The organism is Streptomyces sp. WM6372 (assembly GCF_001279655.1).
Lineage (GTDB): Bacteria > Actinomycetota > Actinomycetes > Streptomycetales > Streptomycetaceae > Streptomyces.
This window is the reverse complement of record NZ_LGDB01000115.1, coordinates 17,687-40,251: the sequence shown is the minus strand read 5'-3', so window position 1 is coordinate 40,251 and position 22,565 is coordinate 17,687. Positions and strand designations below refer to the sequence as shown.

Here is a 22,565-nt window from a genome sequence, read left to right as displayed (position 1 = left end):
TCGCGCCCCTTGCCCACGCCCCTCCCCTATGCTCACACCTGGCATGTAACAGAGGAACGCTTAAGGGGGATTGACATGCCTGGCCGCCTCAAGTCCTCGGATGGACCGTCCGAGGCGGTCCTGGTCGAGGGCATTCTGCGACGTAGCCGGGACTTACCCGCGCCCCGGATGGCCCAGGTCATCCTCGTCGCCGCACTCCTCTGCTACGTGGGCATCACCGCCCTGAACATCCTCAGCGCCGGGGTCGAGGGGCCCGCCCTGGCAGCCGCCTTCGGCTGCCTCGGCGCCGTCTTCGCCCTCCAGCTCCTGCACTCCCGGACGAGCACACAGCGCGTCCCGACCCCCCGCAGGGCGCTGACGCTCGGCGCCCAGGTCGCCTTCACCTACCTGCCGCTCATCGCCCTGAAATCGCAGTGGGGCGCCATGGCGGGCTTCCTCGCCGGTTCCCTGCTGCTGCTCCTGCCCCCGCGGCTGGGCTGGATCCTGTACGGCTTCGTGGGCATCAGCATGCTGCTGCCCCCGCTGCTGGAAGGGCGGCCCGTCCTCGACGGCATCTACCTGGCGCAGAGCACCCTGCTGACCGGGCTGGTCACCTTCGGGCTGACCAGGCTGTCGGAGCTGGTCCGCGTCCTGCACGAGAGCCGCGGTGAGCTCACGCGCGCCGCGGTCACCCGCGAACGGCTCCGCTTCGCGCGCGACTTGCACGACCTGCTGGGGTACAGCCTCTCCGCGATCCAGCTCAAGGGCGAGCTCATCCACCGCCTGATCCCGGCCCATCCCGCCCGGGCCATGGACGAGATCGAGGACGTGCTGGCCATCTCCCGCCAGTCGCTGGCCGACGTGCGGCGGGTGGCGAGCGGATACCGGGACATGTCGCTGGAGGAGGAGATCGCCTCGGCCAAGTCGGTGCTGGGCGCCGCCGAGGTCGACGCGGTGACCGACATCCGCATGGGAGAGGTCAGTTCACCCGTGGACACGGTGCTCGCGACCGTGCTGCGGGAGGCCGTCACCAACGTGCTGCGCCACAGCCGCGCCGTGCACTGCGAGATCACCGCCGTCGAGGAGGACGGCCTGATGACGCTGTCGGTCACCAACGACGGCGTCACCGAGGGCTACCGCGACACCTCGCCGCACAGCGGCAGCGGCCTGGGCAACCTGGGGCTGCGGCTGCGGGCGGTCGGCGGGGAACTGACGGTCGAACGGGGCCCCGGCACCCTGTTCCGGGTGGTCGCGCAGGTTCCCGCGCACGGGGACGTCGACCCGGACCTCGACGAGTCGGACGAACCGGCGGAGGGCGAACGGTCGTGGCTCGTCGCCTGACGTGACGGCGCACACCGGCGGCCAACCGGCTGCCGGACCGGCCCGGTTGCTATGATCGGAAGTACAAGATCGACCGCGCGGACGGGGGGCTCGTCACGGTGATCAGAATCCTGCTGGCCGAAGACATGCACATGGTGCGCGGTGCGCTGGTCGCCCTGCTCGACCTGGAGGACGACCTGGAGGTCGTCAGCGAACTGTCGCGCGGGGACGAGATCCTGGCCGCCGCCCTCGACGTCCGGCCGGACATCGCCATCATCGACATCGACCTCCCCGGGCTCGACGGGCTGAGCGCGGCCATGCAGATCCACGAGCACCTCCCGGAGTGCCGGACGCTGATGCTCACCAGCCTCGGCCGCCCCGGAACCCTGCGCCGGGCCCTGGCGGCCCAGGTCTCCGGGTACCTCCTCAAGGACGACTCCCCGAAGGAACTGGCCAGCGCCATCCGCCGGGTGGTCGCCGGCCAGCGGGTCATCGACTCCAAGCTGGCCGTGGCCGCCTGGAACGGTCTGGAGAGCCCGCTGACCGACCGCGAGACCGAGGTGCTGCGCATGGCCGCCCAGGGCTCGGAGGCCGCCGAGATCGCCGGCGAACTCCACCTGTCCACCGGGACGGTACGGAACTACCTGACGACGGTCGTGATGAAGCTGAAGGCCCGCAACCGCGTCGACGCGATCCGCATCGCCCGCGACGCCGGCTGGCTGGTCTAGACGCCGGCCGGCCTGGACTCCGGCCGGCTCGTCTCAACGTACATTCGAGTGGTCTTGCGCCCCGACCGCCTGCCATTCGGCGGCAGCACCCGGGCGCCCTCGTAACGTCGCGCGGAAAGACACCCCCAGCCGGGAGCACCAGATGACGTCGACCGCGACCCCGAGGTTCTCCGTTTTCACGCCCAGCCACCGCCCTCGTTTCCTCGACGAGTGCCTGACGACCTTGCAGGCGCAGACCTGCCAGGACTGGGAGTGGATCGTTCTTCTCAACAGCGGCGCCCGATGGCGGCCGGAGCGCCCCGACGACCGGGTCCGCGTGGTGATCGCGGACGAGGTCCAGGGCGTCGGAGCGGCGAAGCGCCGGGCCTGCGAACTCGCGCGCGGAGAGATCCTCGTGGAACTCGACCACGACGACCTGCTGGCGAAGTCCTGCCTGGCGGAACTCGGCACGGCCTTCGACGAGCACCCCGAGGCCGTGTTCGTCTACAGCAACACCGCGCAGATCGCCGAGGACGGGAGCCGGGACGACAGCCGGTGGGACGAATCCTGCGGCTGGCAGTACGAGGAGGTGGAGGTCGACGGCCGCAAGCTGCAGCAGATCATCTCGATGGCGCCGACCCCGCACAACGTCTCCTACATCTGGTACGCGCCCAACCACGTACGGGCCTTCCGCAAGGAGAGCTACGAGCAGGCCGGCGGGTACGACGCCGCGCGGACGGTCCTGGACGACCAGGACCTGATGTGCCGCCTCTTCCACATCGGGGACTTCCACCACATCAACCGCTGCCTGTACCTCCAGCGGGTGCACCCGGCGAACACCCAGAGCGACCCGGAGATCAACGCGCACATCCAGCGCGAGACGGTCGTCCTGTACGACAAGTACATCGAGGCCAACGCCCTCGCGTGGACCCAGCGGCGCGGACTGCTCGCGCTGGACCTCGGCGCGGCCCACCGCAAGCCGCCCGGCTACCTGGGCGTGGACCAGTACCCGGGCCAGGGCGTCGACATCGTCGCGACGCTGCCCGGGAAGCTGGACCTGCCCGACGGTTCGGTGGGTCTGATGCGGGCGGTGGACTTCCTGGAGCACGTGCCCTCGAAGGTGCCGCTGATCAACGAGCTGTACCGGCTGCTGGCACCCGGCGGCATGCTCCTCACGATGACGCCCAGCTCGGACGGGCGCGGCGCCTACCAGGACCCGACGCACGTCGCGTACTACAACGAGAACTCGTTCTGGTACTACACGGACGACCAGTACCGCACCTTCGTGCCGACGATCGAGGCCAGGTTCCAGTCCTCGCGGCTGGTCACCTACTTCCCGACCGACTGGCACTCGAGGAACGACATCTCGTACGTGGTGGCCAACCTCATCGCGATGAAGGAGGGCGCCGCCCGGTGCGGCGGACCGCTGCTCGTGTAGGCGCCCCGCCACGGAAACGGCGGCGCCCCGGGGCCGAAGCCCCGGGGCGCCGCCGTTCTGCGGGGAGGGTTACGGCGTCGTGTCGACGCACACCACGTACGTGGTGATCGGCTGGCTGGCCCCGATGGTGACGGTGGTGGCCTGCCACCCGTTGGGAGCAACGGGCTGGCTTTGGCGCACGATGCCGTTGGCGGTCTGGAAGCCGCCGCCGGTGGCCTGGTCTCCGGGGTTGCAGAAGACGGTCGACGTGCCGTTGGTGACGGGGTCGGAGACGTTGACGTAGGTGGTCACCGTGCCCGTCTCACCCTGGAAGCCCTGGTTGCCCTGGAATCCCTGGTTCCCTTGGAAGCCTTGGAACCCCTGGTTGCCCTGGAAGCCCTGGTTGCCCTGGAATCCCTGGTTGCCCTGGTTTCCCGTGCCCGGCACACCCTGGAAGCCCTGGTTGCCTTGGTTCCCCTGGAAGCCCTGGTTGCCTTGGTTGCCCTGGGAGCCCTGGTTGCCCTGCTCACCCGGGACTCCCTGGTAGCCCTGCGGGCCCTGGTGGCCCGGCCGGCCCGGGTGGCCGGGCCGCCCCGGCTTGCCCTGGGGGCCCTGCGGGCCACGGCCCTTGCCCCCGTGGTCACCGCCCGTGACCGCGCCGGCGGGGCCGGGCAGTGCCACGGCGCTGTCGGTGCCGGACCGGTGGATCGCGTCGGCGATGGCCGTCGTGGTCGGGACGACGTTGAGCGCCACGGCGAGCACACCGGCCCCGACCATGGTGGCGGACTTCAGGCGTCTGGTTCGGATCGTTCGATGACTCAAGAGAACCGTCCTCACGGGACTGGGAGGGGTCGCGCCCGCAAGCGCGCGCCTCTGGCTACGAACGAAGCCATTGTTAACTCTCTGCGATCAAATCATTACTCTGCGGCCCATGTCTCGGTAAACGATCACCCGAGCGGCCCCGCTCCTGAGCCCGTCTCTGGCCGCGGGCGGTGGGCGGTGAGCCAGCGCTCGGCGAGGGCAGACACCTGGTGGAGCGCTCCGGGTTCCTCGAAGAGGTGGGTGGCGCCCGGGACGATCTCCAGGCGGTTCTCGCAGCGCAGGCGGGTCTGCGCCTCGCGGTTGAGGGTGAGGACCTGGTGGTCCTGCGAGCCGACGATCAGGAGCGTGGGGGCCCGCACCCCGGCGAGGCGGGATCCGGCCAGGTCCGGGCGGCCGCCGCGGGAGACCACCGCGTAGACCGGCGAGTCCGGGGAGGCCGCGGCCGCGAGGGCGGCCGCCGCGCCCGTGCTGGCGCCGAAGTAGGCCGGCGGGGCTCCGGTCCGGGTGCCGAGCCAGGTCGTGGCGGCGGCGAGGCGGGCGGCCAGGGTGTCGATGTCGAAGACGTTCGAGCGGTCCGCCGCCTCGGCCGGGGTGAGCAGGTCGAACAGCAGGGTGCCCAGGCCCGCCCGGTTCAGGACCGCGGCCACCTGGCGGTTGCGGGTGCTGTGGCGGCTGCTGCCCGAGCCGTGCGCGAACACGACCACCGCGCCCGCGCCCGGCGGGAGGGTGAGGTCGCCGGGCAGGTGCAGGCCCGCCGCCTCCACGGCCACCTCCACCTCCGTCCCGGCCCGTTCCGCCGGGGCCGGGCGGCGCGGCGACTGGGCGAGCAGGGAGACGACCTCCTCGTCCGGAGTCTGGGAGAAGTCCCGGTACCACTGGCCGACCGACGAGAACCCCGGCGGCGCGGAGAGACAGACCACCTCGTCGGCCACCGCGCCGACCCGGCCCAGCGCGTCCGGCGGGGCCACCGGGGCCGCCATGACGACCCGGGCCGCGCCCTGCGCCCGTACGACCTGGCAGGCGGCGGCCGCCGTGGCGCCGGTCGCGATGCCGTCGTCCACCACGATCACGGTCCGGCCGCGGAGCTCCTCCTGCGGCCGCCCCGCCCGGTAGCGGGCGGCCCGGCGGGTCAGCTCCGCCTGTTCCGCCTCCTCGACGGCGGCGATGTCCTGCGGGCGGAGTCCCCCGCGCCGGACGATGTCCTCGCTGATCACGCGTACGCCGCCCTCCCCGATGGCACCGAACGCCAGCTCGGGCTGGTACGGGACCCCCAGCTTGCGGACGACGATCACGTCGAGCGGGGCGCCGAGGGCGTGGGCCACGTGGAAGGCCACCGGGACCCCGCCGCGCGGCAGCCCCAGGACCACGGGGTCGTCCACCGCGTACCTCGCGAGCTCCGTACCGAGTCTTCGGCCTGCGTCGTCGCGGTCCGTGAAGAGCATTGCGGGTCATCCCCAAGGGTCGTCCCCGACGGTTCCCTGCCGTACTTCGAAACAACGCCTCCCGGCGCCCGCGCGCAAGTCAGGTCCGGTGGTCCGTACGAGGGAGGTGGGTCCGGGTCTGTGGGTTTTGAGGGATGGGTAGGGGTGCGGTGCGTGCGTAGGTTGGCCGTGAGGCCGCGGTGCGCCGCTGACCTGGTGCCATGGGGCGGGCTCTGACGACGAGGATGGGGCAGCGCGATGCGTGAGCTGGTGGAGACGGCGCGGCGGTGGGCGGCCGAGGGGCGGGCCGCGTTCCTGGCCCGGCCGGTGGCCGAGCAGGGGTTCGGGCCGCGGGACCCGGCCGGGGCCCTGCTCGTGGACGCGCGCGGGGAGTGCGTCGGGGCCCTGTACCGGGGGGTCTTCGACGCCGAGCTGGTGGCCGAGGCCGGGGCCGTGGCCGCCGGGGCCACCGCGCGGGTGTGCGAGGTCTCGGTGGGGGCGGACGAGGCCGTCGCGTCGAAGCTGACCTGCGGCGGGCGGGCCGAGATCCTGCTCCAGCCGCTGTCGGCCGTGCCCGCCGCGTGGTGGGACCTGCTCGGGGAGGGCGTCGGCGTCGCGCTCGTGACCCGGCTCGACGAGAACGCCGAGCACGCGGTGAGCGAGGTGGTCCGGGCCGTCGACGTGCCGGCCGACGACGCCGAGCGGCGGGCCGGCGAGCTGCTGGCCACGCGCCGGCCGGGCCGGGACGCGCTGTACGGGCAGCGCGGGCTGGTGTTCGTGGAGGCCTACCCGTCCGCCCCGTACGTGGTCATCGGTGGGGGCGGCGAGCTCGCCGAGATCATCGAGGCGCAGGCCCTGCTGCTGGGCTGGGGGGCCGGACTGGTCGGTTCCGTCGCCGAGGCCGAAAAGCTGCTGCAAGCGCGCCGGGACGCCGCCTGCCTGGTGATGCTCAGTCACGACCCGGAGTTCGACGTGCCGACCGTACGCGGCGCGCTCGCGCTGGGGGTTCCCTACGTCGGGGCGCTCGGCTCCCGCAAGACCACCGCGCGGCGGCGCGAGGGGCTGATCGCCGCCGGGGCGTCCGAGGCGGAGCTGGCGCGGGTGCACGGGCCGATCGGGCTGGACCTGGGGGCCCGGACGCCCCCGGAGACGGCGCTGGCGATCTGCGCGGAGATCCTGGCCGTGCTCGGGGGGTACGAGGTCCGGGCGCTGCGGGATTCGGACGGGCCGCTTCGGTAGGCGCCGGGGCGTCGGGCTGCGCCCGGCCGGACGCGGCCGGGCGCAGCCCGACTCAGCCCGACTCAGCCCGACTCAGCTGCCGAGGGCGCGCTTGAGCTGCGTCTTGTTCATGTCGGAGCGGCCGTGGATGTTGCGGCGCCTGGCCTCCGCGTAGAGCTGTTCGTACGTCGGCCCCTGCGCGCCCGAACGGGAGTGCAGGCCGCCGCGCCGGCCGGAGGACATGTCCTCCAGCGATTCCCGGCTCGCGGTCTCGGACTCGCCGGCCCGCGCCCGTTCCTTGTTGACGGTCCGGGCCGCGATCTCCTTGGCCCGCTGCTCGGATGCGCCGCGCTGCTCGGCGCTCTCCTTGATGTGCTCGTACTGGCGTTCTCGTTTGGGTGAAGATCCGCGGGGCATTTTGCGGCTCCCTTCGAGGCGGTCGTCCCCGGCACCTGCCCTGGATTCGGCCCGGTAGTCACCCGTGGGTCGGATGAGGGGATCTTCCCAGCCCCACGCCGAATCGGCACCTTTCAGGGAAAATAGTACGTATGGACATGACCCTGAGTCTGGACCAGACAGTGACGCACATCGTGTGGTTCCTGGTCGTCGGGATTGCTGTGGTCGGCTTCCTGCTCGCCGGCTTCAAGCTCGGCCAGCGGGTCCGGGCCAAGGAGCCCCCGCCGCCCACCGCGGAGAGCCAGCCGCACCTGCCCGCCGGCGGCGCCGTCTACGAGGTCCGCGAGGAACGCGACCAGGTGGAGATCCCGGAGGGCGGGCTGCGCCCGCACGAGATGCAGGGCTACGGGAACTTCGGCTCCACGACCTCCAGCCATCCGGAGGACGTCCGGGCCGAGCGGGAGTCCGGCTGGAAGCAGGTGGACGGGCCGCATCCGCACGTACAGCCCGGCGCTCCCCCCGACGCGGGGCGCGGCGCGCACAGTTGAACCCGGACCCCGACGGGCCGGTCCCCTCTGACCTGCGCCGCCCCACGGCGCGGGTCAGAGCTCCGTCCGCAGCCTGAGCACCTCCGGCGGCGGATGCCGGGCCGTCGAGGGGTGGCGGACCTCGGCCGTCAGCGGCGGGTCGAGCGGGCGGTACGGCACCTCGCCGAGCCCGATCGCGGTGACCGTGGCCCCGCCGGCCCGGGACCCGGCCGGGGTGCGGGCGGGGGCTTCGCGCTCCGCGACCGCCGCCACCACGTCCGCGCGCAGCGCCGCCGTCAGCGGGCTTGACACCAGCGGGGTCTCGTCCCCGACCGGCAGTACCAGGACCAGCGCGAGCGGGCGGCGCGGGGTGCCGGTGTACCCGACCACCGCCGCGTCCCGCACCTCCGTGTGCCGCAGCTTCTGCCAGCCGCGCCGGCCCGCCGGATACGTCTGGTCCATCCGCTTGACAACCAGCCCCTCGATGCCGCTGGCGGGCAGGGTCTCGTACCAGGTGGCGGCCAGTTCCGGATCGGTCGTCATCGGGACCGGCTGCAGCGGCGGCCCCAGCGGGAGCAACAGATCGACCAGGAGCGCCCGACGCCGCTCGTACGTGCGCCCCCGCAGGTCCAGCCCGGCCAGTTCCAGCACGTCGAACGCCGCGTACGAGGCCGGCAGGCTCTGGGCGAGTACGGCGGCCCGCGCGGCCGTGGCCGCCGCCCGGCGCTGGACGAGGGCGAAGTCCGTACGGCCGGCGTGCCAGACGACCACCTCGCCGTCGAGGACGGTCCCGGCGGGCAACTGCCGGGCCGCGGCCGCCAGATCGGGGAAGGCGGCGGTCACGATGCGGCCCGAGCGGGCCTGTAGCGCCACGCCCTCGGCGGTGCGCACGACGACGAGGCGGTGGCCGTCGAACTTCGGCTCGTACGCGAGGCCCGCCCCGCGCGGGAGGGTGCGCACGGTGGCGGCGAGCGCGACGCGGATCACGGCCGGGCCCCGGGGGGTGCGGGCAGCCGGTGGGCGCGGTCGGGGTCGGTCAGCGGGCCGAAGAGGTCCCCGTCGCGCTCCAGCCGGGGCGGGATGTCGTCGGCGAGGAAGACCAGGTCGGCGGGGGCGCGGCAGGCCGCGACCTCCTCCCAGGAGACGGGGGCGGAGACCGTCGGGCGGGCCCGCGCGCGCAGCGTGTAGGGGGCGGCGGTGGTCTTGGCGGCGGCGTTCTGGCTGTGGTCGACGAAGACCTTGCCGGGGCGCAGGGCCTTGGCCATGCGGTGCAGGGCGAGGTCGGGGAGCGCGCGCTCGGCCTCCTGGGCGAGGCCCTTCGCGTACGCCGACACGCGGTCGGACGGGGTCGGCTCCAGGGCCACGGCCAGGTGCACGCCCTTGGAGCCGGAGGTCTTGGCGTACGCCTCCAGCCCGTCGGCGGCGAGGCGCTCGCGCAGCCACAGCGCGACGGCGCAGCACTCGACGGCGGTGGCGGGGGCGCCGGGGTCGAGGTCGATGATCAGCCGGTCGGCGACGGCCGGGCTGCCGGCGGGCCACTGAGGGGTGTGGAACTCGACGACGAGGTTGGCGGCCCACATGAGGGAGGGCAGGTCCGTGATGACCACCTGCTGCGCGGAGGCGTCCTCGGAGCGGGGCACCGGGGTGGTTTTCACCCAGGCGGGTGTGCCGGGCGGCGGGTTCTTCGTGAAGAAGAGCTGGCCGTCGGGGCCGTCGGGGTAGCGCAGGAACGACACCGGCCGGTCGTGGACGTGGGCCAGCAGCGGACCGGCGACGGTGGCGTAGTAGTGCAGCACCTCGCCCTTGGTGTAGCCGGTCTCGGGATACAGGACCTTGTGCAGGTTGGAGAGCGGGATGCGACGCCCCTCCACCATGGTGATCGGCGTCATACGATGAGATTGCCATGAAACGGGAGGAACCGTGCGATCCATCTGGAACGGGGCAATCTCTTTCGGCTTGGTCAGCATTCCGATCAAGCTGGTGAACGCCACCGAGAGCCACTCGATCTCCTTTCGCCAGATCCATCTGAACGACGGCGGCCGGATCCGCTACCGCAAGGTGTGCGAGCTGGACGGCGAGGAGGTGGCGACCGCCGAGATCGGCAAGGGGTACGAGGAGGCGGACGGGTCGATCATCCCGATCACGGACGAGGACCTGGCGCAGCTGCCGATCGCCACGGCGAAGACCATCGAGATCGTCTCGTTCGTACCGGCGGACGAGATCGACCCGCTGCAGATGGACGCGGCGTACTACCTCGCGGCCAACGGGCCGACGTCGGCGAAGCCGTACACGCTGCTGCGGGAGGCGCTGAAGCGGAGCCGGAAGGTCGCGATCGCCAAGTACGCGCTGCGGGGGCGGGAGCGGCTCGGCATGCTGCGGGTGGTCGACGACGTGATCGCGATGCACGGCCTGTTGTGGCCGGACGAGATCCGGGTGCCGGAGGGGGTGGCTCCGGAGGGGAAGGTGTCGGTGCGGGAGGCCGAGCTGGACCTGGCGGACGCGCTGATGGCGACGTTGGGCGAGGTGGAGATGGACTCGCTGACGGACGAGTACCGGGAGGCCGTGGAGGCGATGGTCTCGGCGAAGTCGGAGGGCGCGTTCGAGCCCCCGGCGGAGGCCGAGGTGGAGCCGGCCGGCGGGAAGGTCATCGACCTGATGGCGGCGCTGGAGAAGAGCGTGAGCGCGGCGAAGGCCTCGCGGGGGGAGGCGGGCCCGGAGGCGGAGGTCACCCCGATCCGGCGGAAGTCTGCGGCGGCCGCGCCGAAGGCGGTGGGCGGCAAGAAGTCCACGGCCGCGACGAAGAAGACGGCGGCCGCCGGTACGAGGAAGACCGTGTCGGCCAAGTCGACCTCGGCCAAGTCCACTGCGGACAAGTCGAGGGCCACGAAATCCACGGCCACCAAGTCCACGGCCACCAAGTCCACCGCCAAGTCCGCCTCGAAGGCGGCCTCGGCGAAGAAGACGGCGGCTGCGCCGAAGAAGGCGGCCCCGCGCAAGCGGGCCTCGGCCTGAGGCGCCCCGGGGGGAGCCCCTTCGACGGGTCGGTCAGCCGATCGGCCGCGTGGGCGACACCCTTCAGGGCCTGAGGACCACACAGGTGGTCGTGCCGTGCGCGTACAGCTTGCCGTCCTCGGCGCCGATCACCCGCGCCTCGGCCGTCGCGGTGGTCCGCCCCACGTGCAGGGCCGTCCCCTCGCACCGCAGCGTCGGCGTTTCCGCCAGCACCGGGCGGATCATGTGCGCGCCCAACTGCACGGTCGTGTACGCGGTGGCGGCCGGAAGACGGCTCATCACGGCCGAGCCGAGCGCCGAGTCGAGGAGCGTGGCAAGGAACCCGCCGTGCACCGTGCCCATCGGGTTGAGGAGGTGGTCGCCCGGATCCCCCTCGAAGACGACGAAGCCCTCCTCGGCCTCCACCAGCCGGAAGCCCAGGGTGCTCATGATCGATGCCTCGGGCAGGGCGCCCTTGATGCAGGCCCGGAGGATTTCGAGCCCGCTCATGCCCAGGATCTCCGGGGTGGGTTCGGGGCGCGAATGCCAGGTGTGGGTGCGGGAGCGGTCGGCGGCAGCGGCGGCGTACGGGGTGGTCGTGGTCATGGCCCCGAGCCTAGGCGGGCCCCACCCGCCGCGGGAGTGACGGATCCGGCACCTTCCACACCGATTCCGACACGCGTCGCCCCGTAGGGTGGGCGGGTGAAAACCGCCGTCCTGGTCCTTGACGGAGCGTTCGACTCCGGCGTCTCGGCCGTCCTCGACGTCCTGCACACGGCCAACGCCCTGCGCGGCCGGCTGCCCGGAGCCCCGCCGCCCGCCTTCGACATCCGTACCGTCGGCGTCCGTCGCACGGTCCGCACCGGCCTCGGGCACCGGATCGACACCGAGGCCGCCCGCACCGCCGAGGACGCCGACCTCCTCGTCGTGCCCGCCCTCATGGAGCGCCGCCCCGAGGTCCTGGTGGAGACCGTGTCCAGCGCCGCGCACCGCACCGCGCGCCGACTGCTCACCGAGGCCCGTGAGCGGCGCACCCCCCTCGCCACCGCCTGCACCGGAACGTTCCTGCTGGCCGAGTCGGGGGTGCTCGACGGTCACCGGGCCACCACCAGCTGGTGGCTCGCCCCGGTCTTCCGGGAGCGCTACACCGAAGTCACCGTGGACGAGACCCGGATGGTCACCACCTCGGACGGGATGACCACCGCCGGGGCGGCGTTCAGCCACCTCGATCTCGCGCTGGCGATCGTGGGCATGCGCAGCCCGGCCCTCGCCGACCTCGTACGGCACTACCTCGTGGTGGACGACCGGGCCTCCCAGGCCGCGTACGCCATCCCCAGCGCCCTGGCCCGGCACGACCCGCTGGTGGCCGCCTTCGAGCAGTGGGTGCGCGCCCGCATCGCGGAGCCGCTGTCCATCGCCGAGGCGGCCCGCGACCTCGGGGTCAGCGAGCGCACCCTCCAGCGCACGGTCGCCCGTACGCTCGGCTGCCCGCCGATCCGGCTGGTGCAGGACCTGCGGGTGGAGCAGGCGGAGCACCTCCTGCGCACCACCGGCCTGCCGCTGGCGGTCGTCGCCCGCCGGGTCGGGTACGGGAGCCCGGGCGCCCTGCGGGCGCTCCTGCGCCGCCGCGTGGGCAAGGGCCCGCGCGCACTGCGGCCTTAAGTGGCGCCGCGGGGCTTGCGGACCGGGAAGGACCGCGACCGGGGCCGGTGCGGCAGGGGCGGGAGCCAGGTGCGGGCGTCGCGGGCCTGGGTGAACAGGGCTTCCGTGTCCGGGGGTTTGAGGGTGGTCGGGGCCGACGCGAGGTGCGCCCGGGCCGTGGCCGGCTCCAGGACGCGGATGTCGCGGACCGTCGGGGCCACCTCGACGCGGGAGGCGTCGACCAGGGCCAGGGCCGGCAGGACCGGGGCCGCGAGCGCCCGGGTGGCCGCGGCGGCGGCCCGCCGGATCCAGCGCGGGTCCGGGCGCGGCTCGGCCCGGCCCACCGTCAGCAGCAGGTCCCCGACGGCCGCACGCTGGCGGCGGCCCGGGAGCGTACGGACGCAGAAGATCCCCGCGGGGCCGATGAGCAGGTGGTCGACGCCGCCCAGACCCGGGAGCGGGACGCCGTGCAGGACCCGCCAGCCGTCCGGTTCGAGGGCGTCGAGCAGGTCGCCCATGCGCTGCTGAGCGGTCAGGTCCTGGCGGATCCGGTGCCGGGTCCGGCTGCCCGCCGAGCCGTGTTCCAGTTCCCCCAGCAGGAGTTCGCCGGGGCGGTTCGGAGCCAGGTCCTCGTCCGGCGGAAGGGCGAGTCTGCGCAGGTCCGCCGGTGTGGGCACCGGCGGCGGACCGACCGTGAACGGGCCGGCCAGGTACGGGCGCAACGCCGCCACGACCGCCTCGCGGTGCTGGTCGGCGAGCACGCTGATCCGGTTGGTCTGCCGGTCGTACCAGGCCACCGCCCGGCCGTCGGGCAGGTTGACGTAGAGCCGGCCGCGGCCGGGGCGGCCGCTCGGCAGCACCTTGAGTCCACGCATGGACCTCACCCCCCGCCGTACATGGGAGCAGCCCGGACGCCTCGCGGCAATCCCCCGGTGGAGTTCTCGGCCGTGTAACAGCTTCTACGGGACTCCGCCGGGTGTCTGTTACAAGCTCATCGCGGTACCGACACAGCGGGCTCCTAGGTTGGTCGCACCTGGACCGGACCGAAGGATTTCCCGTGAGCACCGTCGACCGCCGCACTCTCGTACGAGCCGCCGCAGTGACCGCCTGCGCCGGAACCCTCCTCGCGCTGCCCGCCGCGGCCGCGCTCGCCGAAGGAGTGCCCGCCGCGTCGGCGGCGCGGTCCGCGGGCGCGCCCCGGACCCTGGTCAAGAGCCTCGCCCTCGCGGACGGCGTGTCCAAGGCGAACGTCTACCGGATCGCCCAGGGCGGCTTCCAGGCCGACATCCTGGCTGCCGACGGCACCAAGTCGGCCACCCTGACCAGCCGTGACGGCGTCGCCGGCATCGGCCGCTCGGGCCCGCTGCACACGGCCCTGCAGCCCGACGGCCGACTCTCCTCCTGGGTCGGCGAGACGGGCGACGCGGACGGCCGGACCGCCACGCCCGTCGCCGACGGGTACAAGACCGGGGTCCGCGACGGCAGGGTCGTCCAGGCCTCCGCCGGGCACGCCCGCACGCTCGCCGGCGGGACCCTGGACACGCTGGCCGACGGGCCGGGCGACGGGGTGCTGCTGCTCGCCGCGGGCGGCGGGATCGCAGCCGTGGGCGCGGCCGGGCTGGGCTTCGCCATGCTGCGCCGCGGCCGCACCGAGGGCTGATCCGCGAGGACCCCTCGGGAGCATCCGGAAACGGTCATATCTCCTCATAAGGTTAAGATGCGCCGATGAGGCGTCGTGCCCGTGGAGAGGAGGCCCAGCCGGCTGTGCATGCGATGTCCTTCCCGGCCGCCGCCTCCCGTGCCCGTGCCCGCGGCCGCTCCCCCCGTGCCCGTGCCCGCGCCGCCCTGTTCGCCCTGCCGCTCATCCCGCTGCTGGCCCTGCTCGCCGGCTGCGGTGACACCGGCGGTCCGGTGGGCGCCGGCCCGACCCCGACCGCGAGCGGGCCCGTACACCTGTGGCCGGAGCGCAAAGGGGCCTCCGTACCGCCCGCCGATCCCGGCGGCGCGCCGCCGGAGTACGTGCAGGGGCTGGCTCCCGTGACGGACCAGAACGTGCACGGGGTCGATCCGGTGGCCCTCGTCCAGGCGGAGCTGGCCGCCCACCCGAACACCGACGTCGGCCCGGACGGGATGCCCCCGGAGACCGTCGCGGCGATCAAGGCGTGCGGGCCGGCGGAGCAGGGAGGGCAGCCGCGCGGGAAGTGCCCGGTGCTGTCCCCGTACTACCGGGACCTGACGGGCAACGGCCGCGACGAGCTCGTCATCGGCATCGAGATGCCGGACCGGATGATGTCCGTACGGGCGTACACGGCGGACCCGGACGGACGCCTGAACCGGATCATGGCGACCACGCAGACCGTCGTCACCGTGGAGCTGGCCGGGCAGGACGTGATCCTGCGCGTCCCGAGCGGCAATCCGGGCTACGAGCTGATCACCGCGTGGTCCTGGGACGAGAAGCAGCGCACGATGCTGCCGACGCGCGAGCAGATCGTACGGCTGCCGGGGACGGCGCAGAGCCCTTCCCCGTCCCCGCCCCTGAAGCCGTCCGCCGAGGGGACCCCGTGAAGCGGGTGCAGGGGCGGCTGCCCGCGTGGACGGCCACGCTGACCTGGAAGTCCGGGCTGTTCATCGTCGTGATGTGCTGTTCGCTCGCGGCCGTGCTCGGCGCGCTGGTGCACGTGGAGGTGACCCGGCAGACCGTCGCGGCGGCGCGGGACAAGGCGCTGGAGAAGCTGCACGACGTGTCCCGCGAGTACGAGGCCGGCGAGGCCCTCCCGCCCGACGCGGGGATCGACCCGGTGGGGCTGCCCCCGGAGCTGCGCGCCCTGGCGCTGTCCGGGCAGCGCGCGACGATGGTGGCCGAGTACGAGGGCCGGCCGACGATGTGGGCCGCGGCCCCGGCGGACGGCAGGGCCCTGGCCACGGCCGTGGACTACTCGCAGAGCGCACGGACGATCAGCGGCCTGGACAACGCGATCATCGGATCGTCCGTGCTGGCGATCGGCGGAACGCTGCTGGTGGGCGCCTTCGCGGTGACCCGGGTGACGCGGCGGCTGCACCAGACGGCGACCGTGGCCCGGCGGATCACGCAGGGCGATCTCGACGCGCGCGTGGACGATCCGCGGACGAAGGACCCCACCCGGCACCAGGACGAGGTGGCGACCGTGGCGGGAGCGCTCGACACGATGGCCGGGACGCTGCAGGCGAAGCTGCTGAGCGAGCAGCGGTTCACGGCGGACGTCGCGCACGAGCTGCGCACGCCGCTGACGGGTTTGCAGGCGGCGTCGGAGCTGCTGCCGGAGGGGCGGGCGACGCAGCTGGTGCAGGAGCGGGTCCGGACGATGCGCGGGCTGACCGAGGACCTGCTGGAGATCTCGCGGCTGGACTCGGGGCGCGAGGTGGTGGAGACGGATCTGCACCAGCTGGGGCGCCTGGCACGGCGGGTGGTCCGGGCGTCCGGGACGGAGACGGAGCTGGTGGTCCTCCGGGACGCGCACGTGGAGACGGACCGGCGCCGGCTGGAGCGGGTGCTCGGGAACCTGGTGGCCAACGCCCACAAGCACGGGCGGGCACCGGTGGTGCTGACGGTGGACGGTCCGGTGGTGACCGTACGGGACCACGGGGACGGGTTCCCGGAGTACCTGAGGGCGCACGGCCCGCAGCGGTTCCGGACCGGTGGCGCGGGGACGGGCAAGGGGCACGGGCTGGGGCTGACCATCGCGGTGGGGCAGGCGGAGGTCATCGGCGCGCGGCTGGAGTTCCGGGAGGTGGAGGGCGGCGGGGCGCTGGCCGTCCTGACGCTCCCGGAGCCCCCGCCAAACTCACTCTAGGGAGGCGCGCCCTGCCAGGGATGTCCTGCGAGGGATGTCCCGCCAGGGGTGTTCCGCCAGCGGAGTTGCGCCAGGGGTGTCCTGCTGTCGCGGGTGTCCCGTTAGGGGGTGTCCTTCTGCGGCGGGGTCGGCTTCGTCCAGGGCCAGCGGAGCCTGGGCTTCTGGCCGGACGGGGAGTACGTGTACTTCCAGCCCTTCTGGAGGTGCAGCCGCTTGGAATAGCCCGCCGGGACCCGCTCGTACAGCAGGACCGTCGCGGGGCCGCCGTCGGCCGACGGGACCGGGATCTCGTACCACTTCGGCGGGTGGCCGGTCGGGCCGACGAGGATCGGCAGGACCCGGCCGTCCATCGGGCCGCCCTCGAAGGGCGTGGATTCGCTTCTCACCCCACCAGTGTCACAGCAGGTGGGCGGCCTCGGAGACCACCGGGATCACGCGGCGGGCCAGGACCCCGACGGGACCGTCCGCCGATTCCAGGGCCAGCGCGGCCCGCGCCGCGGCGGCGGTCTCGGGGTCGGTGGCGGCCGTCGCCGTCAGGAGGGCTATGAACTGGTCGACCAGCCAGTCGCGCAGGGCCGAGACCTCCGGCTGCTTGCCCTCGTCGATCCAGATCAGGGAGGCCGCCTCGACCGCCGTGATCCAGGTGCGGACCATCATCCGCAGCCGCGGGCCGGGGGCCGGGACGGCCAGGTGGTAGAGGATCTGCTGGGCCGCGGCCCGGCGGATGCCGTCCACCGTGGCCGTCGTACGGGAGGTCTCGACGACGCTGCCGCCCTGGAGGAGGGCCGAGAAGCCCGCGTCGTGCTCGTCCACGAAGGCCAGGTAGCGGTCCAGGGCCCGGGAGAGGCGCTGGGTGAGCGGACCGGCCTGCGGTTCGGCGAAGCACTGCTCCAGGAGGTCGGCCGCCGAGCGCAGGGCCGCCTCGTACAGCTGCTGCTTGCCGCCCGGGAAGTAGCGGTAGACCAGGGGCCGCGAGACGCCCGCCGCCTCGGCGACGTCATCGAGCGAGACCTCTTCCGGGGCCCGGTGCGCGAACAGCGACAAGGCGGCGTCGAGGAGCTGGGCCCGCCGCTCCTCGACGCTCAGCCTGCGGTACGCGCGTACGGTCGTCATGCCCGCAGGGTAGCCCCGAAACAGCCGGTTCAGGCGAGGAGTCCCGAGCTCTTCCAGAGCCTGCGGCCGACTCCGCGCAGGACGCCGATGTCGTCGAGGAAGTCCGTGAGGCGCTTGGCGCCCGTCTGCATGACCTCGCGCCGGTGTCCGCTCGCCTGGACCTGGGCGAGGGCCTCGCGCCGGTCGAGCCCGACGTTCTCGTAGACCTTCGGGTTGACGAAGGCCAGCGAGAAGACGCGGGCGGCCTGCCCGCAGCTGACGCGGGTCAGCTCCTGCTCCCAGCGCGGGGCGGTCAGCATCTGGCGGCGCAGTTCCTCGCGGGCGTAGCGGACGTGCCGGGCCTCCTCGATGACGTGGATGCGGGTGACGCCGCGGACGAGGGGCTGGATGCGCTCGTCCGGGAAGGTGAGGCGCTGCATCCAGTCGAGGATCTCCTCGCCGAGGAGGGTGCAGGCGAAGGAACCGGGGGTGGTGGAGATCGTCTTGAGGACGCGGGCGAGGTTGTGGTTGGTGCGGGAGACGGGATAGGCGGGGGCGCCGGCCTTCTGGATCATGCGGGCGAACATCATGGAGTGGCGGCACTCGTCGGCTATCTCGGTGAGCGCGTACCGGACGTGATTGCTGGTCAGGGACTTGTCGTAGATGTGCCGGACCATCAGCTGCATCAGGATGATCTCGAACCAGATGCCGAGGGAGCCCAGCGCGGCGGCCTCGTGGCGGGAGAGGTCGATGCGCTGTTCCTCGCCCATCTTCTTCCAGAGCGGGGTGTCGTAGAGGGAGAGCAGTTCGGGCGGCCAGTAGTACGCGCCGTCGACGGGCGGGGCGTCCCAGTCGAGTTCCTTGTCGGGGTCGAAGGAGTGCTTGGCCGAGGATTCGAGCAGTCGTGCGGCGATCTCTTCGCGGTCCTTGAGGAGGCCGAGCACGTCATGCAGCGCGCCTCGATCGGTCACGGTCGTCATGGCTTCGGATACCTCGCTCATCGGGTTACCGGCGGTCAGTAGTTATGAGACTGCTTGTCAGCAAGACCGTCAATCCCCTGCGCACGACTTGTTGACCCCGCGTCTACCAACGTGTGACGCTGCCAACCATCCAGTCCTGTACGGAAGTACACGAGCCGAGGGGGCGTCAGTGTCGACGCACGAGCTCTACACCAAGGACCCGGGCGCGGACGTCTGGCAGGTTCCGGCCTCCGGCGCGGCCCGTTTCAGCTGGGAGGCCATGTTTGTCGGCCAGGAGAACGGCTCCGGCCGCGAGCGGCTCCTCGCGCTGTACCAGAAGGGCAAGGACAAGCAGTGGGACGGCGCCAAGCGCATCGACTGGGAGCTGGAGGTGGACCCGTACAACCCGCTCGGCACCCCGGACGAGGCGCTGACCCTCTACGGCACCCGGCACTGGGCGGGACTCACCGAGAAGGACAAGGGGGAGCTGCGCCGGCACTACGCCGCCTGGAACTTCAGCCAGTTCCTGCACGGTGAGCAGGGCGCGATGGTGTGCGCGGCGCGGATCGTGGAGTCGGTGCCGGACCTGGACGCGAAGTTCTACTCCGCGACGCAGACGATGGACGAGGCCCGGCACGCCGAGATCTTCGGCCGCTTCCTGCACGAGAAGGTCGGGATGCTCTACCCGATCAACGACAGCCTCCAGGGGCTGCTCGGCGACACCCTGCGCGACTCCCGCTGGGACATGCCGTACCTGGGCATGCAGGTGCTCATCGAGGGGCTGGCGCTCGCGGCGTTCGGGATGATCCGCGATACGACCGACAAGCCGCTGCCGAAGCAGATCCTGGCGTACGTGATGCAGGACGAGGCCCGGCACGTGGCGTTCGGGCGGATGGCGCTGCGGGACTACTACAAGCAGTTGACGGACGCCGAGCTGCGCGAGCGCGAGGAGTTCGTGATCGAGGGCTGCTACCTGATGCGGGACCGGCTGCGCGGGGTGGAGGTGCTGGAGAACTTCGGCATCTCCCGCAAGGAGGCCGCGGAGTTCACCGAGCAGTCGGAGTTCCTGCACCTGTTCCGGAAGCTGCTGTTCAGCCGGATCGTGCCGTGCGTGAAGGACATCGGGCTGTGGGGCGAGCGGCTGCAGAAGGCGTACCTGGACATGGGCGTCTTCGAGATGGGCGACTCCAACCTGGACCTGCTGATGGGCCAGGACGAGGAGATCGCCGAGGCACTGGACCGCGAGCGCTTCGCGGCGGAGGAGGCGGACCGGGTGGCGGAGGTGGAGGCGACGATCGCGGAGGGGGCGGATCCCGCGGAGGGAGCGGATCCCGCATAGGGGCGGATTCCGCGCAGGGGCGGATCCGCAGGAACCGGCCGGGCTCGACCGGCCGGGCTCAACCGGCCCGGGCTCAGCGGGCGGCGAGTGCCGCCTCCATCACCGCCCGGGCGATCGGGGCGGCCGCGCCGTTGCCGCTGATGTCCCCGCGGTGCGCCTCCGCGTCCTCGACCACCACCGCCACCGCCACCCCCGGCTGCGGCGCGTCCTCGGCCTTCGCCCAGCCGATGAACCACGCGTACGGGGTCCCCGCGTTCCCGACGCCGTGCTGCGCGGTGCCGGTCTTGCCGCCGACCACCGCACCCGGGAAACCGGCGTTGCGCCCGGTGCCGTTCTCCACCACCTGCACCATCATCTCCTGCAGCCGCAGCGCGGTCGCCGGGTTCATCGCCCGGCCCAGGCCGTGCTGCTGCCCGCGCCGGACCTGGTCCCCGTCGTCCTGGGTGGTCCGCTCGACGAGGTACGGGGACTTGAGCTCGCCGCCGTTCGCGACCGCCGCCGCGACCATCGCCATCTGGAGCGGCGTCGCCGTCGTGTTGAACTGCCCGATCGAGGACAGCGCCAGCTGGTCCGGGCTCATGTCCGTGTCGAAGTTCGACCGCGACACCCAGGCCGGCACCCGCAGCCCCTCCTCGTTGAACCCGAACCGGCGCGCCGCGTCCACCATCGCGCGCAGTCCGACCCGTACCCCGATCTTCGCCATCACCGTGTTGCAGGACCACTGCACCGCCTCCGCCATCGAGGCGTCCTGGCAGCCGGTGGCCGCGTTCGGCAGGAGGGTGCTGGTGCCGGGCAGCGGGTAGGGGTCGGGGGTCTGCGTGGGCGCGTCCACATCGGTGACCACGCCCGCGTCCAGGGCCGCGGCCGCCGTCACGATCTTGAAGGTGGAGCCGGGCGGGTACGTCTCGCGCAGCGCCCGGTTCAGCATCGGCCGGGCGGGGTCCGTGTTCAGCCGGGCCCAGGCCGTCTTGACGGGCCCGCCGGTGCCGGAGAGCGCCGCCGGATCGTAGGAGGGGCTGCTGACCAGCGCGAGGATCCTGCCGGTGGCGGGCTCCAGGGCGACGGCCGCGCCGCGCCGGCCCGCCAGCCCGGTGTACGCGGCCAGCTGCGGGCCGGACCGTACGGTGGTCTCCGCGTTGCCGCCGGACGGACGGCCGCGGGCCAGGTCGTACCAGAGCGGGAAGGCCGAGAGCCCCGGATCGGTGCCCGAGAGGATCGCGTCCTCGGCCCGCTCCAGGAGGCTGGTCCCGAACGTCTGCGAGGAGAACCCGGTGACCGGCGCGTACAGCGGCCCGTTCGCGTACGTCCGCTCGTAGCGCAGCAGTTGCCCGCTGTCCCGGGATCCGGTGACGGGCCGCCCGTCGACCAGGATGTCCCCGCGGGGCTCGGCGTAGCGCTCGATGGCGGGGCGCTTGTTGGCCGGGTTCGCCCCGTACGCGGCGGCCTCCCAGACCTGCACCCGGGCCACGTTGACGAGCAGGGCGGCGAGCAGCAGCGCGCAGAAGTACGCGCACCAGCGGATGTACCGGATCACGCGCCGCCCCCTTCGGCCGGGCGGGGCCGGCGGGCGCTGTCGCCGAGCCGGACGAGCAGCGCGACGATGACCCAGTTGGTGACGACGGAGGAGCCGCCCTGGGCGAGGAAGGGCATGGCCATGCCGGTGAGCGGGATCAGCCCGGTGACTCCCCCGGCGATGACGAACACCTGGAGCGCCACGATCGAGGCGAGCCCGGTGGCGAGGAGCCGGCCGAAGGGGTCGCGCAGCGCGAGCCCGGCGCGGAATCCCCGGTGGACGAGGAGTCCGTAGAGCAGCAGGATCGCGGTGATGCCGACGAGGCCGAGCTCCTCGCCGGCGGTGGCGAGGACGAAGTCCGACTTGGCGGCGAAGCCGATGAGGAAGGACTGCCCGTGGCCGAGCCCGGAACCGAGCAGCCCGCCGGCGGCGAAGGCGAAGAGGGACTGGGCGAGCTGGCCCGGTCCTTCCCCCCTCTCGATGGAGGCGAAGGGATTCAGCCAGTCCTCGACGCGGCTGTGCACATGCGGCTCCAGCGCGCCGACGGCGTACGCGCCCAGCGCGGCGAGCAGCAGCCCGATCGCGATCCAGCCGATCCGGCCGGTGGCGGTGAACAGCATGACGACGAAGAGCCCGAAGAAGAGCAGGGAGGTCCCGAGGTCGCGCTCCAGGACGAGCACGCCGACGCTGAGCAGCCAGATCGCGAGGATCGGGCCGAGGACCCGGCCGGGCAGGAGGCGCAGCTTCCAGAAGAGCCGGCGGCCGGTGAGGGCGAGGGCGGTGCGGTTCGCGGCGAGGTAGGCGGCGAAGAAGACGGCGAGCAGGATCTTGGCGAACTCGCCGGGCTGGAAGGAGAGTCCGGCGAACCGGATCCAGATGTGCGCCCCGTTGACCGCCGGGAAGAAGACGGGGACGAGCATCAGGACGAGGGCGCCGGCCACGGAGAGGTACGCGTACTTCTGGAGCACCCGGTGGTCGCGCAGCAGCACGACGACGAGGACGAACAGGACCACGCCCAGCGCCGACCAGCGCAGTTGGTCACCGGCGGTGAGGTGGGCGGGAGTGGCGAGGTCGAGTCGCTGGATCAGGACCAGGCCGAGTCCGTTGAGCAGGACGGCGATGGGCAGGACGAGCGGATCGGCGTACGGGGCCCGGAAGCGGACGGCGAGGTGCGCGAGCAGGGCCGCGCCCCCGAGCCCGGCGGCGTAGCGGCCGGCGGACCCGGGGGCGCGGCCGGTGGTGGCGAGGCCGACGTAGAGGTGGCCCAGGACGCAGATGAGGACGGCCCCCACGAGGAGCGTCAGCTCGACGCCTCTGCGCGCGGACGCGGAGCCGTCGGGGGGCGGGGGCGGCGCGGGCTCCGCCACCTCTGCCGTCAGAGCGGTCATATCGG

At 72.9% G+C, this 22,565-nt stretch carries 23 protein-coding genes; 11 read left to right on the top strand and 12 right to left on the bottom strand.

Annotated elements, in window-relative coordinates; all coding sequences use genetic code 11:
• Window positions 1–75 precede the first annotated feature (75 nt).
• The 3 genes from ADK52_RS09890 (at window position 76) to ADK52_RS09880 (ending at window position 3,444) form a co-directional block, all read left to right on the top strand.
• Window positions 76–1,320, top strand: coding sequence for a sensor histidine kinase (locus ADK52_RS09890; RefSeq protein WP_078988197.1), 1,245 nt, complete (start codon window positions 76–78; stop codon window positions 1,318–1,320).
• 98 nt (window positions 1,321–1,418) lie between these two features.
• Entirely contained in the window at window positions 1,419–2,027 is a 609-nt protein-coding gene (locus ADK52_RS09885) for a response regulator transcription factor (protein WP_078621836.1), read from the top strand.
• 142 nt (window positions 2,028–2,169) lie between these two features.
• Complete coding sequence (locus ADK52_RS09880; RefSeq protein WP_053689391.1) at window positions 2,170–3,444, top strand: glycosyltransferase; 1,275 nt, start codon at window positions 2,170–2,172, stop codon at window positions 3,442–3,444.
• Window positions 3,445–3,513: 69 nt separating this feature from the next.
• Here the strand turns inward: ADK52_RS09880 and ADK52_RS09875 are convergent, their stop codons facing one another.
• A complete protein-coding gene (locus ADK52_RS09875) occupies window positions 3,514–4,245 on the bottom strand; it encodes a collagen-like protein (protein ID WP_199828478.1) in 732 nt (243 codons plus the stop codon).
• Window positions 4,246–4,370: 125 nt separating this feature from the next.
• Window positions 4,371–5,687: a phosphoribosyltransferase family protein gene (locus ADK52_RS09870; RefSeq protein ID WP_053689389.1), complete on the bottom strand. Its 1,317-nt coding sequence runs from the start codon at window positions 5,685–5,687 to the stop codon at window positions 4,371–4,373.
• Between the two features lie 237 nt (window positions 5,688–5,924).
• On the opposite strand from ADK52_RS09870, the gene ADK52_RS09865 reads away from it, so the two are divergent.
• On the top strand, window positions 5,925–6,905 hold the full coding sequence (locus tag ADK52_RS09865; protein WP_053689388.1) for an XdhC family protein: 981 nt from the start codon (window positions 5,925–5,927) through the stop codon (window positions 6,903–6,905).
• A gap of 72 nt (window positions 6,906–6,977) precedes the next feature.
• Here ADK52_RS09865 and ADK52_RS09860 read toward each other — a convergent pair whose 3' ends face one another.
• Window positions 6,978–7,301 carry a plasmid stabilization protein gene (locus ADK52_RS09860; RefSeq protein ID WP_053689387.1) on the bottom strand — a complete coding sequence of 108 codons (324 nt, stop codon included), beginning with the start codon at window positions 7,299–7,301 and terminating at the stop codon, window positions 6,978–6,980.
• A 131-nt stretch (window positions 7,302–7,432) separates the two neighbouring features.
• Here ADK52_RS09860 and ADK52_RS09855 point away from each other — a divergent pair, with 131 nt between their 5' ends.
• Window positions 7,433–7,828, top strand: coding sequence for a DUF6479 family protein (locus ADK52_RS09855; protein ID WP_053689386.1), 396 nt, complete (start codon window positions 7,433–7,435; stop codon window positions 7,826–7,828).
• 54 nt (window positions 7,829–7,882) lie between these two features.
• On the opposite strand, the gene ADK52_RS09850 is transcribed toward ADK52_RS09855, so the two are convergent.
• Together ADK52_RS09850 and ligD are read right to left on the bottom strand one after the other, a co-directional pair.
• Window positions 7,883–8,791, bottom strand: a complete 909-nt coding sequence (locus tag ADK52_RS09850) for a hypothetical protein (protein ID WP_053689495.1) — start codon at window positions 8,789–8,791, stop codon at window positions 7,883–7,885.
• Entirely contained in the window at window positions 8,791–9,696 is a 906-nt protein-coding gene (ligD, locus tag ADK52_RS09845; RefSeq protein WP_053689385.1) for a non-homologous end-joining DNA ligase, read from the bottom strand. The genes ADK52_RS09850 and ligD overlap by 1 nt, the downstream gene beginning before the upstream one ends.
• Window positions 9,697–9,727: 31 nt before the next feature.
• On the opposite strand from ligD, the gene ADK52_RS09840 reads away from it, so the two are divergent.
• On the top strand, window positions 9,728–10,819 hold the full coding sequence (locus ADK52_RS09840) for a Ku protein (RefSeq protein WP_053689384.1): 1,092 nt from the start codon (window positions 9,728–9,730) through the stop codon (window positions 10,817–10,819).
• A 63-nt stretch (window positions 10,820–10,882) separates the two neighbouring features.
• On the opposite strand, the gene ADK52_RS09835 is transcribed toward ADK52_RS09840, so the two are convergent.
• Window positions 10,883–11,404: a PaaI family thioesterase gene (locus ADK52_RS09835; protein ID WP_053689383.1), complete on the bottom strand. Its 522-nt coding sequence runs from the start codon at window positions 11,402–11,404 to the stop codon at window positions 10,883–10,885.
• A 96-nt stretch (window positions 11,405–11,500) separates the two neighbouring features.
• Here ADK52_RS09835 and ADK52_RS09830 point away from each other — a divergent pair, with 96 nt between their 5' ends.
• Complete coding sequence (locus ADK52_RS09830; RefSeq protein ID WP_053689382.1) at window positions 11,501–12,460, top strand: GlxA family transcriptional regulator; 960 nt, start codon at window positions 11,501–11,503, stop codon at window positions 12,458–12,460.
• Here ADK52_RS09830 and ADK52_RS09825 read toward each other — a convergent pair.
• Window positions 12,457–13,314 (bottom strand): nuclease-related domain-containing protein, encoded by an 858-nt coding sequence (locus ADK52_RS09825; RefSeq protein ID WP_063783805.1) that lies wholly within the window; start codon window positions 13,312–13,314, stop codon window positions 12,457–12,459. The two genes, ADK52_RS09830 and ADK52_RS09825, sit on opposite strands and share 4 nt — an antisense overlap.
• A 182-nt stretch (window positions 13,315–13,496) precedes the next feature.
• Between ADK52_RS09825 and ADK52_RS09820 the strand changes: the two genes are divergently transcribed.
• The 3 genes from ADK52_RS09820 (at window position 13,497) to ADK52_RS09810 (ending at window position 16,269) form a co-directional block, all read left to right on the top strand.
• Window positions 13,497–14,099: a hypothetical protein gene (locus tag ADK52_RS09820; protein ID WP_053689381.1), complete on the top strand. Its 603-nt coding sequence runs from the start codon at window positions 13,497–13,499 to the stop codon at window positions 14,097–14,099.
• Between the two features lie 113 nt (window positions 14,100–14,212).
• Window positions 14,213–15,004, top strand: a complete 792-nt coding sequence (locus tag ADK52_RS09815; protein WP_053689380.1) for a hypothetical protein — start codon at window positions 14,213–14,215, stop codon at window positions 15,002–15,004.
• Window positions 15,001–16,269: an ATP-binding protein gene (locus tag ADK52_RS09810; protein ID WP_420714835.1), complete on the top strand. Its 1,269-nt coding sequence runs from the start codon at window positions 15,001–15,003 to the stop codon at window positions 16,267–16,269. Before ADK52_RS09815 ends, ADK52_RS09810 begins: the two co-directional genes overlap by 4 nt.
• A 101-nt stretch (window positions 16,270–16,370) precedes the next feature.
• Here the strand turns inward: ADK52_RS09810 and ADK52_RS09805 are convergent, their stop codons facing one another.
• Genes ADK52_RS09805 through ADK52_RS09795 form a run of 3 tightly spaced genes read right to left on the bottom strand, consistent with a single transcriptional unit; the run spans window position 16,371 to window position 18,341 of the window.
• Window positions 16,371–16,655 carry a hypothetical protein gene (locus tag ADK52_RS09805; protein WP_053689379.1) on the bottom strand — a complete coding sequence of 95 codons (285 nt, stop codon included), beginning with the start codon at window positions 16,653–16,655 and terminating at the stop codon, window positions 16,371–16,373.
• A gap of 10 nt (window positions 16,656–16,665) precedes the next feature.
• On the bottom strand, window positions 16,666–17,382 hold the full coding sequence (locus ADK52_RS09800; RefSeq protein WP_053689378.1) for a TetR/AcrR family transcriptional regulator: 717 nt from the start codon (window positions 17,380–17,382) through the stop codon (window positions 16,666–16,668).
• Between the two features lie 29 nt (window positions 17,383–17,411).
• Window positions 17,412–18,341 (bottom strand): AurF N-oxygenase family protein, encoded by a 930-nt coding sequence (locus tag ADK52_RS09795; RefSeq protein ID WP_053689377.1) that lies wholly within the window; start codon window positions 18,339–18,341, stop codon window positions 17,412–17,414.
• A gap of 169 nt (window positions 18,342–18,510) precedes the next feature.
• Between ADK52_RS09795 and ADK52_RS09790 the strand changes: the two genes are divergently transcribed.
• The gene (locus ADK52_RS09790) at window positions 18,511–19,659 is read left to right on the top strand and encodes a ferritin-like domain-containing protein (protein WP_053689376.1); all 1,149 of its coding nucleotides are present in this window, start codon (window positions 18,511–18,513) and stop codon (window positions 19,657–19,659) included.
• Between the two features lie 73 nt (window positions 19,660–19,732).
• Here the strand turns inward: ADK52_RS09790 and ADK52_RS09785 are convergent, their stop codons facing one another.
• Complete coding sequence (locus tag ADK52_RS09785) at window positions 19,733–21,193, bottom strand: penicillin-binding transpeptidase domain-containing protein (protein ID WP_053689375.1); 1,461 nt, start codon at window positions 21,191–21,193, stop codon at window positions 19,733–19,735.
• Window positions 21,190–22,560: an FtsW/RodA/SpoVE family cell cycle protein gene (locus ADK52_RS09780; RefSeq protein ID WP_053689374.1), complete on the bottom strand. Its 1,371-nt coding sequence runs from the start codon at window positions 22,558–22,560 to the stop codon at window positions 21,190–21,192. The genes ADK52_RS09785 and ADK52_RS09780 overlap by 4 nt, the downstream gene beginning before the upstream one ends.
• Window positions 22,561–22,565: the final 5 nt, after the last annotated feature.